The following is a 17,709-nucleotide window of genomic DNA, read 5'->3' as shown; positions in this document are numbered from 1 at the left end:
GGAAAATAAATAATTGTTGGATACTCCATAAGTCATCCCTTATGTATCTCGCCGATGCCCATGCGCAAGCCCTTGATGCGACTCACCTTCCGCCAGCTGCAGGTGTTCGAGGCCGTCTGCGAGGCCCGCTCCTACAGCCGCGCGGCCGACATCATGGCGCTCACCCAGCCGGCGGTGAGCCTGCAGGTGCGCCAGCTCGAAGAGGTGGTGGGCGCGCCGCTGTTCAACTACGTCAATCGCACCCTCTATCTCACCGAGGCCGGCGAGGCCTTGCGTCAGACCGGTCGCGATCTCTTCGCCCGGCTGGGCAGCCTGGACATGCAGCTGTCGAATCTGCGCGGTGCCCTGCACGGCCAGTTACGCCTGGGGGTGGAGAGCAGCGCCCAGTACCTGGCACCGCACCTGTTCAGCCAGTTTCGTAGCAGCCATCCCCAGGTCGATCTGGCGCTGACCGTGGGCAACCATGCCCGGGTGCTACGACGGCTGACGGAGAATCGCGAAGACGTGGCGCTGATGTCCGGCGTGCCGAGCGGCACGGATCTGGAGTTCCTGCCGCTGCTGGACAACGCCATCGTCGCCGTGGCGCGCCCGGGCCATGCTCTGGCCGGGCGCCGCGGGCTGAGCCTGCGCGACCTGACGACCTATCCGCTGCTGGTGCGCGAAGTCGGCTCCGGCACGCGCCAGGCCTGCGAGGACTATCTCAAGCAGAAGCGCGCCCACTTCGCCGAACAACTGGAGATCGGCGCCTTCGAGGCACAACGCGAAGCGGTCCGCGCCGGCCTCGGGCTGGCCCTGCTGCCGCGCCAGGCCATTCGCAGCGATCTCGCCGCCGGCAGCCTGGTCGAGCTGGACGTCGCCGAATTGCCGCTGCGACGTTCCTGGTGCGTGGTCCAGGTCCGTGGCAAGCCGCTGTCGCCAGTGGCCCAGGCCTTCGTCGACTATCTGCGCGGCCAGCGCAGCCTGATCAATGCGTTAGGTATTGCCCTGGAGCCTGCTGTCGGCGCTGGGCCTGGCGTTCGTCCAGCAGCTGATTGAGAAACAGCAGTTCATCGAGCTCCACGGCAAGCCGCTGTTCTTCGGCTCGGGCCTCGATGGCACGGCGGAATTTCATCCGCCGTTGATCCTGTAGCTTTCTGCGAGTCTTGCTGTCGAGACGAACGCTGGATTGCTGGATGAGAGCGGTCATGCCAATTCCTCCGGGCTGGGATCGGAATGGGCAGCTTCACCCTAACAGGTGACGGTTTGGCGACAGCGAGACGACTATTGAGTGTCGCTGTGCTTGGTCGACTTTGACGACAGTCGCAAGCTGCGCAGGCTGCGCTTCACGCTCTTGAGATGCTCGACCAGCGCCGGACCACGGGACATGGCCACGCCCATGGCCAGCACATCGATCACCACCAGGTGGGCGATGCGCGAGGTCAGGGGCACATAGATGTCGGTGTCCTCGTGCACGTCGATGGCGATGTTGACCGTGGACAGATCGGCCAGCGGCGTCTGCCCCGGGCAGATGGTGATCAGCGCGGCGCCGTTGTCGCGCACCAGATTGGCGGTGATCAGCAGATCCTTGGAACGCCCCGACTGGGAGATGCAGATGGCCGCATCGGAAGGCGTCAGGGTCGCCGCCGACATCGCCTGCATGTGCGGATCGGAATAGGCGGTGGCGCTGAGCTGCAGGCGAAAGAACTTGTGCTGGGCGTCGTTGGCCACCGAACCCGAGGCGCCAAAGCCGTAGAACATCACCCGCTGGGCCTTGGCAATCGCCTCGATGGCCGTTTCCAGGGCCCGCATGTCCAGGCGCTCGCGCACGTCCATGAGGGTGTGCAAGGTGGTGTCGAAGATCTTCAGGCTGAAGTCCTCCACCGCATCGTTCTCGTGGATGGCGAACTGGCCGAAACTGGCCCCCGCCGCCAGGCTCTGGGCCAGGCGCAGCTTGAGATCCTGGAATCCATCGCAGCCGATGGCCCGGCAGAAACGCACGATGGTGGGCTCGCTGACGCCAACGTTGTGGGCGAGGTCGGCCATGGAGCTGTGCATGACGGCAGCCGGATCCACCATGACCTGCTCGGCGACCTTGAGCTCCGACTTGCGCAGCAGGTGGCGGGATTGAGCAATGTGTTGCATGAGGTTCACAGGCGTGTCTCGTCTAGCGGGCGGATGTAGTGCGCCGTACTTATACTACATAACGGTCGCCAAGGCTCTTGGTCATTACGATTCAGCAGGGCCCTTCTCACGGTCGTACCGGCACCAGGTAGTCGCCTGAACAAGCCACTACCGGAAACTGGGCAGCTTTTGAACCGCTCTGCGCAAGGCCTTGCGCAGATTTCCGCGCAGGAGCGCACAGTCGCTCCGCCCGTGCTCTGTAGTCTTTTTTCAACCTACTGATCAGAAAGGATTTTTCAGTTCTGGCACAACCCTTGTTAGGTCTTGGTACCCGGGCCATGAAGCCCTATCACCAGGCAAGGAGAGCACCATGCCAACCCCCGCGTACCTGTCCCTCGAAGGCACCAAGCAAGGCCTGATCACCGCTGGCACCTTTACCGAGGACTCGGTCGGCAACATCTTCCAGGAAGGCCACGAAGACCAGATCCTGGTCCAGGCCTTCAACCATCAGGTGATCATTCCCCGCGATCCCCAGTCCGGTCAGCCCACCGGCCAGCGCGTGCACAAGCCGCTGATGATCACCAAGGTCTTCGACAAGGCCTCGCCGCTGATCTTCAACGCCCTCACCTCCGGCGAACGCCTCGGCAAGTGCCGCCTGGAGTGGTACCGCACCTCGGCCACCGGTACCCAGGAGCACTACTTCACCATCGAGCTGGAGGACGCCATCATCGTCGACGTCCAGTCGCGCATGCCCAACTGCCAGGACCCGAGCATGGCGCACTTCACCCACCTCGAAGACGTCTACTTCACCTACCGCAAGATCGTCTGGACCCATGAGGTCTCCGGCACCTCCGGCTCCGACGACTGGCGCTCGCCGATCGCCGCCTGACGCATCGATCACAGGCGTCCTTTCGAACCCCGGCCAGACCCGCTGGCCGGGGTTCGGCTGTCCTGCCCTACCCGCTTCGCCTCCCATCCGTCCGGTTTGGCGCTCCTTTCACCGCATCGGTAGAATACGGCGATGAACGACGACATCTCCCTGCTGCTCAATTCCCTCAACGATGCCCAGCGCCAGGCCGTAGCCGCGCCCCTGGGTCGCCAACTGGTCCTGGCCGGTGCCGGCTCGGGCAAGACCCGGGTGCTGGTGCACCGCATCGCCTGGCTGATCCAGGTCGAGCGCGCCTCGCCGCACTCCATCCTCTCGGTGACCTTCACCAACAAGGCCGCCGCCGAGATGCGCCACCGCATCGAGCAATTGCTGGGCATGAGTCCGCAGGGCATGTGGGTCGGCACCTTCCACGGCCTGGCCCACCGTCTGCTGCGTGCCCACTGGCAGGAAGCGGGGCTGTCGCAGAATTTCCAGATCCTCGACAGCGATGACCAGCAGCGCATCGTCAAGCGGGTGATCCGCGAACTGGGCCTCGACGAGCAGCGCTGGCCAGCGCGCCAGGCGCAGTGGTTCATCAATGGCCAGAAGGACGAGGGCCTGCGGCCGCAGCACATCCAGGCCGCCGGTGACCTCTTCCTCAGCACCATGCGCAGCATCTACGAAGCCTACGAGGCGGCCTGCGCCCGTGCCGGGGTGATCGACTTCTCCGAGCTGTTGCTGCGCGCCCTGGATCTCTGGCGCAACAATCCCAGCCTGCTGGAACACTACCAGCGGCGCTTCCAGCATCTCTTGGTGGACGAATTCCAGGATACCAACGCCGTCCAGTACGCCTGGCTCAAGCACCTCGCCCAGAATGGTGCCAGTCTCATGGTGGTGGGCGACGACGACCAGTCCATCTATGGCTGGCGCGGTGCCAAGATCGAGAACATCCAGCAATTCAACGAGGACTTCTCGGCGGAGATCATCCGCCTGGAGCAGAACTACCGCTCCACCGACACCATCCTCAAGGCCGCCAACGGTCTGATCGCCCACAACTTCGGCCGGCTCGGCAAGGAATTGTGGACCGATACCGGCGAAGGCGAGGCCATCACCCTCTATGCCGGCTTCAACGAGCACGACGAGGCACGCTACATCGTCGAGACCATCGAGAGCGAGTTCAAGAAGGGCACCCGGCGCAGCGAGATGGCCATCCTCTACCGCTCCAACGCCCAGTCACGGGTGCTGGAAGAGGCACTGCTGCGCGAGAAGATCCCCTATCGCATCTATGGCGGCCTGAGGTTCTTCGAGCGTGCCGAAATCAAGAACGCCATGGCCTACCTGCGGCTGATCCAGCATCGCCACGACGATGCCGCCCTGGAGCGGGTGATCAACGTGCCGCCGCGGGGCATCGGTGAAAAGACCGTGGAAGCGCTGCGCACCGCCGCGCGTGCCCAGAACACCTCGCTGTGGCAGGCGTTGCACGACCTGGTCGGTGCCCGCGCGGTGTCCGGTCGTGCCGCCTCGGCGCTCAACGTCTTCGTCGAGCTGGTCGATACCCTGGCGCTCAAGGCCGAGGACCTGTCCCTGCACAATCTGGTGCAGCAGATCATCGAACAGACCGGCCTGGTCACCTTCCACAAGGAAGAAAAGGGCGAAAAGGGTCAGGCTCGCGTGGAAAACCTGGAAGAACTGGTCAGCGCCGCCCGCTCCTTCGACTTCAGCGGCGACGAGGAGATGACGCCCCTGGCGGCCTTCCTCGACCATGCGGCGCTGGAGTCCGGCGATACCCAGGCCGACAGCCACGAAGACAGCGTCCAGTTGATGACCCTGCACAGCGCCAAGGGCCTGGAATTCCCGCTGGTGTTCCTGGCTGGCATGGAGGAAGGGCTGTTCCCGCACAAGATGAGCCTGGAAGAGCCTGGCCGGTTGGAAGAGGAACGCCGCCTGGCCTATGTGGGTATCACCCGCGCCATGCGCCGGCTGGTGATGAGCTATGCGGAGACCCGTCGGCTCTATGGCAGCGAGACCTACAACAAGGTTTCGCGCTTCGTCCGCGAGGTACCGGATGGCCTGATCCAGGAGGTGCGGCTGTCCAATGCGGTCAAGCAGCCCTTCGCCGGCAGCCGTCCCAACCTCTTCGCCCAGGCACCGGTGCCGGAAACCACCTTCAGCCTCGGCCAGCCGGTGCGTCATGCCCTGTTCGGCGACGGTGTCATCCTCAACTACGAGGGCTCCGGCGCCCATGCCCGGGTGCAGGTGAACTTCAAGTCCGAAGGCAGCAAGTGGCTGATGGTGAGCTACGCCAAGCTCGAACCGCTCTAGGCGATGACCAGTTCCTGGCTGTTCTGGGCGCTCCTGGCAGCGGCCTTCGCCGCGCTCACGGCCATCTTCGGCAAGCTCGGCGTGGAACAGGTCAACGCCGACTTCGCCACCCTGTTGCGCACCCTGGTGGTCGTGGTGGTCCTGGCGGCCATCGTCCTGGCTACCGGGCAGGCGCAACCCCTGGCCAGCATCGCCGGCCGTAGCTATCTGTTCCTGCTGCTCTCGGGCGTGGCCACCGGCCTGTCCTGGCTGTGCTACTACCGCGCGCTCAAGCTGGGCCCGGCCTCGCTGGTGGCGCCGGTGGACAAGTTGAGCGTGGTGCTGGTGGCGATCTTTGGTGTGGCGCTGCTGGGCGAGCGCCTGGACCTGCGCCAGTGGTGCGGCATCGCCGCCATTGGCGGGGGCGTACTGCTGCTTGCCTGGCGACCTTGAAGGGGCGCAGGAAAAGGGCCTGACCGCCGGTGGGAGATTGCCGGAAGGCAGAAAGCGGCCAAGCCCATTTCCTGCATTGCGCATTCCTTTGCCATCGACCCGCTTATTCAAACGAGCGACTTAGAGCGATTCTGCCGCGTCGATCCCCAGCCGGCAATGGCTGGATTGCGCAAAAGCGGCCTAATGATGTCCGCCCTTGTCCTGCTCCAGGGTTTCGATGAAGGCGATCTGCAGCCGCGAATGCACGCGGATGAACCAGCGCCACAGCACCGCGATCACCACCACCGCGACCAGGCCGATCAGCAGCAACAGCTCACCACGAGGCAGGATGCTACTGCTCAAGGCGGCTAGCAGCACCAGCATGCCGGCCAGCGACAGCAGCGGGATCAGTTCACTGACCAGACGCCGCACCGGCTGGGTATAGCGTCCGGCCTGGTTCTGCCGCACGCTGAGTTCTGCCATCAGCATGGCCAGGGCCTTGAGCTTGCGATAGGCGGCGATCAGGCAGGGCAGCGACAAGAGCAACGCTCCACCCCAGATGCAGGCCTTCTGCAGGTCGGGATCAGCAATCCAGGTGCCAAGCCAACCCGCCAAGCCGTTGGCGAAATAGGCGCCGCCTAGGAAAATTGCGATCACCAGCGACAGGTTGATGCCGACTTGCAGCAGGATACGTCTCATCATCCCGGCCAGTACCGCCTTCTCGCCCTGTGGCTGGATGCTACGCAACCATTCGCCATAGATGCCTAGTACCCGCTGTAGAGGCTGCGGCAGCCAGCGTCCGATCCACAGCGCCAGCGGATCGGCGGCCTTGATCAGGTAGGGCGTAAGCAGCGTAGTGACCGCCGATACGGCGACCGCCACCGGATAGAGGAAATGACTGGTGACGCCAAGGGTGATGCCCAGGGTGGCGATGATGAAGGAGAACTCGCCGATCTGCGCCAGGCCCATGCCCACTCGCAGTGAGGTACGACCATCATTGCCGGCGATCAGGGTACCCAGGCTGCAGGCGAGGATCTTGCCCAGTACCACGGCGACGCTGATCACCGTGATCGGCCAGGCGTATTCGACCAGCACCTTGGGATCGAGCAGCAGGCCGATGGCGACGAAGAAGATGGCGCTGAACATGTCGCGCAGTGGCTCCACCAGCGTCTCGATCTTCAGCAACTGACGGGACTCGGCCATGATGGCGCCGATCAGGAAGGCCCCCAGTACCACACTGTATTCCAGCTTGGCGACCAGCAGGCAGAAGCCGAAGCACAGCCCTAGCACCGTGATCAGCAGCATCTCGTTGCTTTCGAACTTTGCCACGTAGGCCAGCAGCCGCGGCACCAGCAGGATGCCGATCACCAGCGCCACGATCATGAACAGACTCAGCTTGCCCAGGGTCGAGGCCACAGCTCCCGGTTCCACCGAACCGCTTACCGCCAGCCCCGACAGCAGCGCGATGATGCCGATGCCGAGGATGTCCTCGACGATCAGCACGCCAAAGATCTGCTGGGCGAAGCGCTCGTGCTTCATCTTCAGCTCGTTGAGTGCCTTGACGATGATGGTGGTCGAGGAGATGGCCAGGATGGCGCCGAGGAACAGCGAATCCATGTGCGACCAGCCGAACATCTGGCCTACCTGATAACCCAGCCAGAGCATCAGGCTGATCTCCAGGAAGGCCGCGATGAAGGCCGTGGCGCCTACCCGGAACAGTTTGCGCAGTGAAAACTCAAGGCCAAGACTGAACATCAGGAAGATCACTCCCACCTCGGCGAGGGTCTTGATGCTTTCTTCGTCGTGGATCAGACCGAATGGCGGGGTATGGGGTCCGATGATGAAGCCGGCGAGGATGTAACCCAGGACCACGGGCTGCTTGAGGCGGTGAAACAGGATGGTCACCACGCCGGCCACCAGCATGATGACCGCCATGTCCTGGATGAAAGCTAAGGCATGCATCGGCCGGGCCCTCCTATGACGGGCCGGGTTATCTCCCGACACCTGCGCTGACTGGAGTCCAAGACTAGCATCTGCAAACTCTTGTGACGGATTTTGCAAAAATCTGTAATAGATTGATGTGGCTAGAGATTTTCCGCTGTCCGCGGGGGCGACGTTGGTGGCCCAGGCGGCGAGCGCAAAGGGCAAAATACCGAAACAATTCACGCTGGCTGTACTTGACCGGGCAGCGCAAGATGTATCCAACACCAGACTCTTCACTGAGAGAACACCACATGCAACGCCTGATGAGCTTCTTCATGATCCTGTGCCTGGGCCTCACGCTCAGCCTGGATGCCAATGCCAAACGCATGGGCGCCGGCAAGTCCGCTGGCGCCGCGCCCATTCACCAGACCCGCCAGGCCGCACCGACACAGCAGCCGGGCATGGCCGCACCGGCCGCCGGTGCTGGCGCCGCCGCTGCTGCCCGTACCAGTGGCGCCTCGCGCTGGCTCGGCCCACTGGCTGGTATCGCCGCCGGCGGCCTGCTGGCCTCCATGTTCATGGGTGATGGCTTCGAAGGCTTCCAGTTCTTCGACTTCCTGATCCTCGCGCTCATCGCCTTCGTGATCTTCCGCCTGATCGCCCGTCGCAAGCAGCAGGCCGGTCCGCAGCCTGCCGTGGCCGGTCATGCGCCCATGCAGCGTGAGATGCCCAACCAGCCCACCAATGGCGGTCTGTTCGGGGGTGCCACTGCTGGCGCCGCGCCGGTGATCAACGCGCCGAGCTGGTTCAATGCCGAGCGCTTCGTGGCCGCCGGTCGTGATCACTTCATGAGCCTGCAGCAGCACTGGGACGCCAACGAGATGGACAAGATCTCCGAATTCGTCACCCCGCAGATGCTGCAATGGCTGCGTGACGAGCGCGCCGCGCTGGGCGAAGGCTTCCAGTCCACCTACATCGAGAACCTGAACGCCACCCTGGACGGTGTCGAGGATCTGCAGGGCAAGACCATCGCCACCATCACCTTCAACGGTGTGTCCAAGGAATCGCGTTTCGACCAGGGCCAGCCGTTCAGCGAAAGCTGGCGCATGGAGCGCATGGCCGGCGAGAACCAGCCTTGGCTGCTGGCCGGTATCCGCCAGAACGCCTGATAACGGCGCTTTACCCGAAAGCCCGGCTCTACGCCGGGCTTTTTCATGGGCGTCGCCTGCCGAACATCTCTCGAAACCGCTATCAAGTCCGTACGGAAGCTGCCGTTATCCCGGACTGAACTGCTAACCTTGCGCGCCTCTTTCCCTTTATCCGGCGCGCATTCCGAGAGAGGCCTGCTATGGAAGACGTCATCGAACGCCTGCGTGAAGAAAACGAACCCGTTCCCGTACCCCTGGAGCTGCCCGACGAAGACCTGCTGGTCGAGATCGAGGAAGAACTGCTCATCAGCCTGCCACCGGAATTCCGCGAATTCCTGCTGACCGTCAGCGACGTGGTCTATGGCCGTATCGAACCGGTGACCGTCACCGATCCCCAGTCCCATACCTATCTGCCGGAAGTGGCTGCCACCGCCTGGGACGAAGGCCTGCCGCGGGAGTACATCCCTCTCTGCGCCAGCGACGATGGTTACTACTGCGTCAGCCAGGAAGGCGAGGTACTGTTGTGGGAAGACGGTGACCTGACCGACGAGTCCTGGGATTCGGTCTGGATCTGGGCTCGCGACGTCTGGTTGGAAAGCTGACCGAGCCGGTACTGAACGACCTTGCCTGACACGGGTCTGGATAAGGCCATCACTCCGGAGGAAGCGTCATGAGCACTCCCGTCGTCCTGATCACCGGCGCCGCGGGCGGCCTCGGCCGCGCCCTGGCGCAACGCTTCGCCCAGAGCCGCTGGCGTGTCGCCGCCGCCGACCGCGATCCCGGGGGCCTGCACGGACTCAATGGCATCGTCGGCCTGGATTCCAGCGTGACCGCCGATATCTCCAGCGCCGAAGGCTGCCGCTCCCTGGTCAGCAAGGTCATGGCCCGCACCGGGCGCCTGGACGCCCTGATCAACGCGGCCGGCATCTGGCGCGAAGGCGAGGTGGAGACCTTTACCGAGGACGACTACGACCTGGTGATGGCGGTCAATCTCAAGGCCACCTTCTTCATGTGCTCGGCGGCCATCCCCTTCCTCAAGGAAAATCGCGGCGTCATCATCAACGTCGCCAGCGGGGCCGGGCGCCAGCCCATCGCGGGCGCCGCGGCCTATGGCGCCGCCAAGGCGGCAGTGCGTTTCTTCAGCCAAAATCTGGCAGTGGAGCTGGCGCGCGATGGCGTGCGGGTCAATGCCGTCTCGCCGGGCGACATCGATACGCCCATGCTGGACTTTCAGGCCGCCCACTATGGCAGCGGCGACCCGGCCGGTTATCGTCGCAATCTGCTCAATCGCTACCCCCAGGGCGATACCGCTCGCTTCATCCAGCCGGAGGAAGTGGCCGAGTTTGTCTATTTCCTCTGTCAGCCCCAGGCGGCGGCCATTTCCGGTGCCGACCTGCCCATCGACTTCGGGCTCTCCGCCGGCCGTTGATGGCTGTGACAGACGGCGCCGTTGCGCCGTCTACAGGATTTTCCCCCCTCGAGGATTCGCCCATGGAAGCCGGCAACCACCAGTTGAGCATGACCATCCTGATGACCCCGGACCTGGCCAACTTTTCCGGCAATGTCCACGGCGGCGCCCTGCTCAAGCACCTCGACGAAGTGGCCTACGCCTGTGCCAGCCGCTATGCCGGACGCTATGTGGTGACCCTTTCGGTGGATCAGGTGATCTTTCGCGAGCCGGTGCATGTCGGCGAATTGGTGACCTTTCTCGCCTCGGTGAACTACACCGGGACCACCTCGATGGAAATCGGCGTCAAGGTGATCACCGAGAACATCCAGCAGCGTTCGGTGCGCCACACCAACAGCTGTTTCTTCACCATGGTGGCGGTGGACGAGAACGGCAAGTCCTGCCCGGTCCCGCAGCTGGAGCCGGTGACCGCGGACGAGAAGCGACGCTGTGTGCAGGCCCAGCAGCGCCGGCAGATCCGTCGGGAACTTCAAGAGCGCTATCAGGCACTCAAGGAAACCTTTTGAGTTTTGCCGGCTAGGTCGCCGTCGTTCGACGGCAGCGGCTCCAGGATCTGGCAATCCAAATCCTTGGAGCCAGCATGTCCCATGACACCCCTCTGATATCCACCCTGGCCATCGGCCTGGTCCTGGCCTTCGCCTTCGGCACCCTGGCCACCCGCCTGCGCCTGCCGCCCATCGCCGGCTATCTGCTTGCCGGCGTGGCCGCCGGCCCCTTCACCCCCGGCTTCGTCGCCGATCCCGAGCTGTCCAAGGAACTGACCGAAATCGGCGTCATCCTGCTGATGTTCGGCGTGGGCCTACACTTTTCCATCAAGGATCTGCTGGCGGTCAAACGCATCGCCATTCCCGGTGCCATCGTGCAGATCGCCGCCGCCACTCTCATGGGCATGGGGGTTAGCCACTTCCTGGGCTGGGGCCTGGGCAGTGGCCTGGTCTTTGGCCTGTCGCTGTCGGTGGCCAGTACCGTGGTGCTGCTGCGGGCCCTGGAAGAACGCCAGATGGTGGAAAGCCGGCGCGGACGGATCGCCGTCGGCTGGCTGATCGTGGAAGACCTGCTGATGGTGTTGGCCCTGGTGATCCTACCGGCGCTGGCCGGACCCCTGGGTGGCGATAGCGGCGAAGAGCCGGGCCAGAGCCTGGGGCTGGAACTGGGCCTCACCGCGCTCAAGGTGAGTGCCTTCATCGCCCTGATGCTGCTGGTGGGGAGACGGGTCATTCCCTGGCTGCTGGCCCGGGTAGTCCGTACCGGTTCACGCGAACTCTTCACCCTGGCGACCCTGGCCATTGCCATGGGCATCGCCTATGGCTCGGCCTCGCTATTCGGGGTGTCCTTCGCCCTAGGCGCCTTCTTTGCCGGCGTGGTGCTCAACGAATCGGAGCTCAGCCATGACGCTGCGGAGAATTCGCTGCCCCTGCGCGAAGCCTTCGCCGTGCTGTTCTTCTTTTCCGTGGGTTGCCTGTTCGATCCAGAGATCCTGCTGGAGCAACCCCTGGCGGTGCTGGCGACGGTGGCGGTGATCGTCCTCGGCAAGTCCATCGCCGCGACTTTGATCGTCCTGGCCTATCGCCGCCCCCTGAGCGTGGCCCTGACCATCGCCGCCAGCCTGGCGCAGATCGGCGAATTCTCCTTTATCCTGGCCAGCCTCGGCCTGTCGCTGAAACTGCTCGACCAGGGCGCCCACGACCTCATCCTGGCCGCCGCCATCATCTCCATCATCCTCAATCCCCTGCTGTTCCACGGTATCGATCGCCTGCAGCCGTGGATGGAGCGCCGCGAAGGTCGTCGGCTGATCAATGCCAAGGGCAAGCACGCACCGGAACTGGACGACGAACCCGAGCCGATCGAGCAGAGCGGCCACCTGGTGCTGGTGGGCTATGGACGGGTGGGTCGCTATATCTGCGATCGCCTGGATCGCCAGGGACCGCCGCTGATCGTGATCGCGGACGAGCCGGAACACGTCGCGGCGCTACGCCAGCAGGGCTTCACCGCGATCCTGGGCAACGCGACCCAGGACAAGGTGCTGGCGCGGGCCAAGCTCAAGGAGGCACGCGCCCTGCTGCTGGCGATTCCCAACGGCTTCGAGGCCGCCGAGATCGCCCGCCGCGCGCGCGAGCTGGCGCCGGACCTGCATATCCTCGCCCGTGCCCATCACGATGACGAGATCCGGCATCTGGAGAATCATGGCGTGGATGAGGTGATCATGGGCGAACGCGAGATCGCCCATGGCATGTTCCGCTATCTGGGCCTGGAGCGGCCCGGGGAACATGAGGCGGCGCCCAGGGGCTCCGCCGCCTAGCGACCTAGCGGCGCTGGATCTTGAAGTTGAAGGTCTTGGTGGCCTTGCGCGGCACGATCTGACCGCCGGAAACCCGGGGGGCGAAGCGCCATTCGCCCAGCACGTCGAGCACGGCGCGCTCCAGTTGCTTGTTGGAGGCTTCCAGTACCTGGATGTCAGCCAGTCGACCGTCGGCGGTCACGGTGAACATCACCCTTACTTCGCCGCCCACGCCGCGGCGACGCAGCATTTCCGGATACTCCGGCGGTGTCATCTTGATCGGCCGGATGTCGGCGTCGTCGATACTGCCAGTGGGCAGGCCGGCGGTCTTTGGCGGACCGGAAGGCGCGGCGGCCGGTGCCGGCTGACTGGGCGCAGCTGTTGCCGCCGGTGCTGGTGACGGCGTCGCCTGGGCTACGGGCTCCGGGGCCGGTTCGACCTTTTTCGGCAGCGGCTTCTGCTGGCTGTGCTCGACCGGCTTGGGCTTCGGCTTGGGTTTGGGCTTTTCCACTACCGGCTTGGGTGGCTCCACCGGTTTCGGCGGTTCCACGGGCTTGGGCGGCTCCGGTGGCGGCGGTTCGGGTTGCGGTGGCGCGGGCGGTGCCGGGGTTGGCGCAGGCGGCTCGGGAACCGGCTTGGGCAATTGGATGAAGCTGACCTGCATGGGCTCATCGCCCTTGGCGATCTTCAACTCCGGCGGCGCCTGAACCACCATGAACAAGGCCACCGCCATGCTGGCGTGCATGATCAACGACAGCGCCGAGGCAGCGCCCCAGCCGCGGTCGCGCGGTGGCTGCTCGCCCGGCTCGGCCGCACCAACCGGGGTCAGCACCGGCGTCACGATCTCTTCGTTACGCTCGGGCATGCGGAACGACAGGATGGTGGCCGAGGGTTCGCTACGCTTGGCATTGACCCCCGCCACAGGCTCTACGTCGCCTGCCAGGGCGGCCCTGACAGGACCCTGAACGGATTCCACCTCATCACCGTCGGAACGCGCAGCAACTACGAGAGGTTCAGGCTTGGCAAGGGACGTTGGAGCCATGGGAGCTATACGCAGAGGAAGTAAATTTAATAATCATTATCATTAACTGAAAAGATTTGGCAACCTCAAATGTCGCGAATGGTGCCGCGCAGGCCTTTTTCGAGCGCCTCTAGGTCCGGCATCTCATCCAGGATCAACTCCAGCCGATTGTCGCGGCGCCACAGGGTCGACTCCCAATCGCCCTGCCCAGCTACACCATTGTAGGCCTGCCAACCATCCGCCAACTGCAGGACCGCCTTCAGCCTGAGCAGCCCGGGGAGACCACCCAGCAGGCCCAGCAACGCCGGGCCATCGAAGCGGTGGCTGGGATGCCAGCGCCAACCGACGGCATGGTGTCCTTCCTGGGTATGGCTGAAGCGCAGCGGGCGCCCGGGCAGCAACAGTGCCTGGGGACTGGAAGCCGCCATGGGCTCAGGTAGCTCATGGTCAGCCGACGTCTCACAATCAACCAGAGGCAGTTCGGCCAGGGTGATCCGCCCGCCTTCGGTCCAATACAGTGGCCGGTCGCCCAGTTGCGCAGGCACATCTGTCCGATCCAGGCCAGCGCTCTTGTTGAGCACGATCAGACCAGCCTGCTCCAGTGCCTGTTGTTGGGCCTCAGGCAGGGCCTGGTCTGCCAGTAGTTGTCCGGCATCCACCACCCAGATCAGGGGTTGCAGAGTCAGTACCCCGGTCCAGGGCGGCGCCTGGAGTTGCCGATAGAGGCTGGCGGGATGGCCCAGGCCGGAAGGCTCGATGAACAGCCGCTGCGGTCGCGCGCGCCGGAGCAACCGGGTGAGGGCTACCTGCAGGGGCACGCCTTGGACGCAGCACAGGCAACCACCCGGGACCTCGGCGATACTCAGGCCCGCGTCATCGCGAGTCATCAGCGCAGCGTCGAGACCGACCTGGCCGAATTCGTTGACCAGGATCGCCCAACGCTCATGGGCGGGACGCTGGGCGAACAGCTGGCGGATCAGGGTGGTCTTGCCGGCGCCCAGGGGACCGGCGATCACATGGGTCTTGATATCGGCGAGGCGCATGGTGAGAGGTCGGATGCTAGAGTGGCGATTTCATCAGGGAGATGGGCTGGAATGTGGCGATTGCTGATGACTCTGCTGCTGTTGCCGTCGTTGGCGCTCGCCGATGCCTGCGTGATCCGCAGTCGTCAGGGCAGTGTGGACGTGCAGGTCTGCCAGAGCAATATCGACATTCCCGCCCAGCTGTTCCGCGACGGCTTCTGCCAGCCGCAACTCAAGGACCAGCAGACCGAGGTCCGCTTCGTCGACCGCTGCCCGGTAGGTGAGATCGGCATCTGTCAGGGCGCACGCAGCCCAGGCGTGCCCTACCGACAGGATATCCACTACTACGGCGAACCTGGCGACGGCCGCTTCCTGGCCGTCGCCTGCCGGCAGCAGAATCAGGGCAACTGGCGCGTGCCCTGAGGTTCCACGTGGAACCGTTTATTCCACGGTCACCGACTTGGCCAGGTTACGCGGCTGGTCCACGTCGGTGCCCTTGAACACGGCTACGTGATAGGACAGCAGCTGCAGCGGTATGGTGTAGAGGATCGGCGACAGGGCATCGTGGATATGCGGCATGGGCACGATGCGGGTGCCTTCGCCTTCCTCGAAGGCCGCGCGCTCGTCGGCGAAGACGATCAACTGACCGCCCCGCGCCCGTACCTCCTGCAGGTTGGACTTGAGCTTTTCCAGCAACTCGTTGTTGGGCGCAACCGTCACCACCGGCATATCGGCGTCGACCAGGGCCAGGGGACCATGCTTGAGCTCACCGGCCGGATAGGCCTCGGCGTGGATGTAGGAGATCTCCTTGAGCTTGAGCGCCCCCTCCATGGCCACCGGGTACTGCTCGCCACGTCCGAGGAACAGGGTGTGGTGCTTTTCAGCAAAGGATTCCGCCAGCTTTTCCACGGTCTTGTCCATGGCCAGGGCTTCGTCCAGGCGCGCCGGCAGCCGGCGCAACTCGGCCACCAGCTCGGCTTCGATGCCGGCATCCAGGCGTTGCTGGCAGCGGCCCAGGCTCAGGGTCAGCAGGAGCAGCGAAACCAGCTGAGTGGTGAAGGCCTTGGTCGAAGCCACGCCGATCTCGGGACCGGCCTGGGTCAAAAAGCTCAACTGGGATTCGCGTACCAGCGAGCTGGTCGCCACGTTGCAGATCGCCAGGCTGCTCAGATAGCCGGATTGCTTGGCCATGCGAAGGGCCGCCAGGGTATCGGCGGTCTCGCCGGACTGGGAGATGGTGACGAACAGGGTGTCCGGGCTGACGGCGACGCGGCGATAGCGGAATTCGCTGGCCACCTCCACCTGGCAGGGAATGCCCACGTATTCCTCGATCCAGTAGCGCGCCACCGAACCGGCATGGAAGCTGGTGCCACAGGCGACGATCTGTACCTGGCGCACCTTGGCGAACAACGCGGACGCCGAGGGACCAAAGGCCTCGGGCAGCACCTGCCCATCACCCAGGCGCCCTTCCAGAGTGCGCTGGACCACGCTGGGCTGCTCGTGGATCTCCTTGAGCATGAAGTGGCGATAGGCGCCCTTGTCGGCCGCTTCGCTGCCTTCGTGGTACTGCACCGTCTCGCGCTGCACCGGCTCGCCATCCACATTCCAGAGATTGACCTGATCCAGGCGGATCTCGGCCACGTCGCCCTCTTCCAGGTAGACGAAGCGGTCGGTCACCTGGCGCAGCGCCAGTTGGTCGGAGGCCAGGTAGTTCTCGCCGAGGCCGAGGCCGATCACCAGGGGACTGCCGCTGCGGGTCGCCACCAGGCGATCCGGCTGCTGGCGCCAGACCGCCGCCAGGCCGTAGGCACCGTGCAGCTCCTTGACCGCTGCCTTGAGCGCCGTGGTCAGGTCGCCACTGTCCTGCAGCTTGAGGTGCAGCAGGTGGACGATGACCTCGGTATCGGTCTGGGAGGTGAAGACATACCCCTGAGCCTTGAGCTGGGCCCGCAGGGCTTCATGGTTCTCGATGATGCCGTTATGCACCACCGCTACGTCACCCTGGGAGAAATGCGGGTGGGCATTGGCTTCGGTGGGTGCACCATGGGTAGCCCAGCGGGTGTGGGCGATGCCCAGGCGACCGGCCAGGGGGTCGGCCAGCAGGGCCGCTTCCAGTTCGCTGACCTTGCCGATACGGCGCAGGCGCTGCAACTCGCCCTGGGCATCCAGCAACGCCAGGCCGGCACTGTCGTAACCGCGGTATTCCAGGCGCTTGAGACCCTCGACCAGAATGGCGGTGATGTTACGCTCGGCAATGGCGCCGACGATTCCACACATGCTTACCTCCCGTTGCCGGTCTTATCCACAGCGACCCGACTGGGCCGGCAGTGGATGACCTGATTGTCTAGTTGTCCACCGGGGCGCAGATGACCTGCACCCCGCGGGTTTCGATCGCCCGGGCCGCTTCGGCGGGCAGTCGCTCATCGGTGATGAGCACATCCACTCTTTCCCAAGGTAGTTCCAGATTGGGAATTCGCCTGCCCAGCTTGCTCGCTTCGGCCATGACCACTACCTCCCGCGCCACCTCGGCCATCACCCGCGACAGCGACAGGTGCTCGTTGAAGGTGGTGGTGCCCCGCTCCGGATCGAGGCCGTCGGCGCCGATGAACAGCTGGTCGAAGTCGTAGGATCTGAGCACCTGCTCGGCGACCTGGCCCTGGAAGGATTCCGAATGCGGATCCCAGGTGCCACCGGTCATCAGCAGCATGGGCTCCTGCTCCAGCTCGCGCAGCGCCATGGCCACCTGCAGGGAATTGGTCATGACCACCAGCCCGGGGCGGCGATCGAGCTGGGGAATCAGCGCCGCCGTGGTGCTGCCGCAGTCGATGATGATCCGTGCATGTTCGCGCAGGCGCTGGGCCGCGGCCCGGGCGATGGCCTGCTTGAAGGGCGACGCCTGGGGCGGTGCATCGGCCAGCAGTTCCTGGGGCATGGCCACCGCGCCGCCATAGCGACGCAGGAGCAGGCCATTGCGCTCGAGGGCGGCCAGGTCCTTGCGGATGGTGACCTCGGAGGTCTCCAGCTGACGGGCCAGCCCGTCCACGCTGACCTCGCCCTGCTCTTGGAGCTGGGCGAGGATGGCGTGACGGCGCTGCGCGGTATTGCGACGGGTCATAAATTTCGATTCGAAAGATAATGGATCGAATCA

17 protein-coding genes are annotated in these 17,709 nt (G+C 64.5%); 10 read left to right on the top strand and 7 right to left on the bottom strand.

Going from position 1 to position 17,709, the window contains the following annotated elements; genetic code table 11:
- Positions 1–60 precede the first annotated feature (60 nt).
- Positions 61–1,035: a LysR family transcriptional regulator gene (locus BMZ43_RS09840; protein WP_173148799.1), complete on the top strand. Its 975-nt coding sequence runs from the start codon at positions 61–63 to the stop codon at positions 1,033–1,035.
- Here BMZ43_RS09840 and BMZ43_RS09835 read toward each other — a convergent pair.
- Positions 965–1,186, bottom strand: a complete 222-nt coding sequence (locus BMZ43_RS09835) for a PA3496 family putative envelope integrity protein (protein ID WP_081594569.1) — start codon at positions 1,184–1,186, stop codon at positions 965–967. The two genes, BMZ43_RS09840 and BMZ43_RS09835, sit on opposite strands and share 71 nt — an antisense overlap.
- A gap of 74 nt (positions 1,187–1,260) precedes the next feature.
- Positions 1,261–2,130: a transcriptional regulator HexR gene (hexR, locus tag BMZ43_RS09830; RefSeq protein ID WP_017639169.1), complete on the bottom strand. Its 870-nt coding sequence runs from the start codon at positions 2,128–2,130 to the stop codon at positions 1,261–1,263.
- A 340-nt stretch (positions 2,131–2,470) separates the two neighbouring features.
- Between hexR and BMZ43_RS09825 the strand changes: the two genes are divergently transcribed.
- From BMZ43_RS09825 to BMZ43_RS09815, 3 genes are all read left to right on the top strand, one after another.
- Positions 2,471–2,989 (top strand): Hcp family type VI secretion system effector, encoded by a 519-nt coding sequence (locus BMZ43_RS09825; RefSeq protein WP_017639168.1) that lies wholly within the window; start codon positions 2,471–2,473, stop codon positions 2,987–2,989.
- Between the two features lie 132 nt (positions 2,990–3,121).
- Positions 3,122–5,290: a DNA helicase II gene (gene uvrD / locus BMZ43_RS09820; RefSeq protein WP_017639167.1), complete on the top strand. Its 2,169-nt coding sequence runs from the start codon at positions 3,122–3,124 to the stop codon at positions 5,288–5,290.
- A gap of 3 nt (positions 5,291–5,293) precedes the next feature.
- The gene (locus BMZ43_RS09815) at positions 5,294–5,722 is read left to right on the top strand and encodes an EamA family transporter (RefSeq protein WP_017639166.1); all 429 of its coding nucleotides are present in this window, start codon (positions 5,294–5,296) and stop codon (positions 5,720–5,722) included.
- A 180-nt stretch (positions 5,723–5,902) separates the two neighbouring features.
- Here the strand turns inward: BMZ43_RS09815 and BMZ43_RS09810 are convergent, their stop codons facing one another.
- On the bottom strand, positions 5,903–7,663 hold the full coding sequence (locus tag BMZ43_RS09810; protein WP_093252963.1) for a cation:proton antiporter: 1,761 nt from the start codon (positions 7,661–7,663) through the stop codon (positions 5,903–5,905).
- 272 nt (positions 7,664–7,935) lie between these two features.
- Between BMZ43_RS09810 and BMZ43_RS09805 the strand changes: the two genes are divergently transcribed.
- The 5 genes from BMZ43_RS09805 (at position 7,936) to ybaL (ending at position 12,539) form a co-directional block, all read left to right on the top strand.
- Positions 7,936–8,793 carry a Tim44 domain-containing protein gene (locus BMZ43_RS09805; protein WP_093252960.1) on the top strand — a complete coding sequence of 286 codons (858 nt, stop codon included), beginning with the start codon at positions 7,936–7,938 and terminating at the stop codon, positions 8,791–8,793.
- Positions 8,794–8,972: 179 nt separating this feature from the next.
- Positions 8,973–9,374 carry an SMI1/KNR4 family protein gene (locus BMZ43_RS09800; protein ID WP_017639163.1) on the top strand — a complete coding sequence of 134 codons (402 nt, stop codon included), beginning with the start codon at positions 8,973–8,975 and terminating at the stop codon, positions 9,372–9,374.
- Between the two features lie 68 nt (positions 9,375–9,442).
- A complete protein-coding gene (locus BMZ43_RS09795; RefSeq protein WP_093252957.1) occupies positions 9,443–10,201 on the top strand; it encodes an SDR family NAD(P)-dependent oxidoreductase in 759 nt (252 codons plus the stop codon).
- Positions 10,202–10,263: 62 nt separating this feature from the next.
- Entirely contained in the window at positions 10,264–10,746 is a 483-nt protein-coding gene (locus BMZ43_RS09790; RefSeq protein WP_007160109.1) for an acyl-CoA thioesterase, read from the top strand.
- A gap of 74 nt (positions 10,747–10,820) precedes the next feature.
- A complete protein-coding gene (gene ybaL / locus BMZ43_RS09785) occupies positions 10,821–12,539 on the top strand; it encodes a YbaL family putative K(+) efflux transporter (protein ID WP_064307077.1) in 1,719 nt (572 codons plus the stop codon).
- A gap of 4 nt (positions 12,540–12,543) precedes the next feature.
- On the opposite strand, the gene BMZ43_RS09780 is transcribed toward ybaL, so the two are convergent.
- Positions 12,544–13,494 (bottom strand): energy transducer TonB, encoded by a 951-nt coding sequence (locus BMZ43_RS09780; protein ID WP_064307078.1) that lies wholly within the window; start codon positions 13,492–13,494, stop codon positions 12,544–12,546.
- Positions 13,495–13,625: 131 nt separating this feature from the next.
- Entirely contained in the window at positions 13,626–14,582 is a 957-nt protein-coding gene (locus BMZ43_RS09775; RefSeq protein ID WP_093252953.1) for a CobW-like GTP-binding protein, read from the bottom strand.
- A 66-nt stretch (positions 14,583–14,648) separates the two neighbouring features.
- Here BMZ43_RS09775 and BMZ43_RS09770 point away from each other — a divergent pair, with 66 nt between their 5' ends.
- On the top strand, positions 14,649–14,984 hold the full coding sequence (locus BMZ43_RS09770) for an NADH:ubiquinone oxidoreductase (protein WP_371913868.1): 336 nt from the start codon (positions 14,649–14,651) through the stop codon (positions 14,982–14,984).
- Positions 14,985–15,002: 18 nt separating this feature from the next.
- Here BMZ43_RS09770 and glmS read toward each other — a convergent pair whose 3' ends face one another.
- Together glmS and BMZ43_RS09760 are read right to left on the bottom strand one after the other, a co-directional pair.
- The gene (gene glmS, locus BMZ43_RS09765) at positions 15,003–16,838 is read right to left on the bottom strand and encodes a glutamine--fructose-6-phosphate transaminase (isomerizing) (RefSeq protein WP_068384419.1); all 1,836 of its coding nucleotides are present in this window, start codon (positions 16,836–16,838) and stop codon (positions 15,003–15,005) included.
- Positions 16,839–16,905: 67 nt separating this feature from the next.
- Positions 16,906–17,676, bottom strand: coding sequence for a DeoR/GlpR family DNA-binding transcription regulator (locus tag BMZ43_RS09760; RefSeq protein WP_093252945.1), 771 nt, complete (start codon positions 17,674–17,676; stop codon positions 16,906–16,908).
- Positions 17,677–17,709 lie beyond the last annotated feature (33 nt).

This window comes from Pseudomonas sp. Snoq117.2, assembly GCF_900110545.1.
In the GTDB taxonomy this organism is placed as follows: domain Bacteria; phylum Pseudomonadota; class Gammaproteobacteria; order Pseudomonadales; family Pseudomonadaceae; genus Chryseomonas; species Chryseomonas benzopyrenica.
The sequence above is the reverse complement of the archived record's forward strand: the minus strand, read 5'-3'. Positions and strand labels throughout refer to the sequence as shown.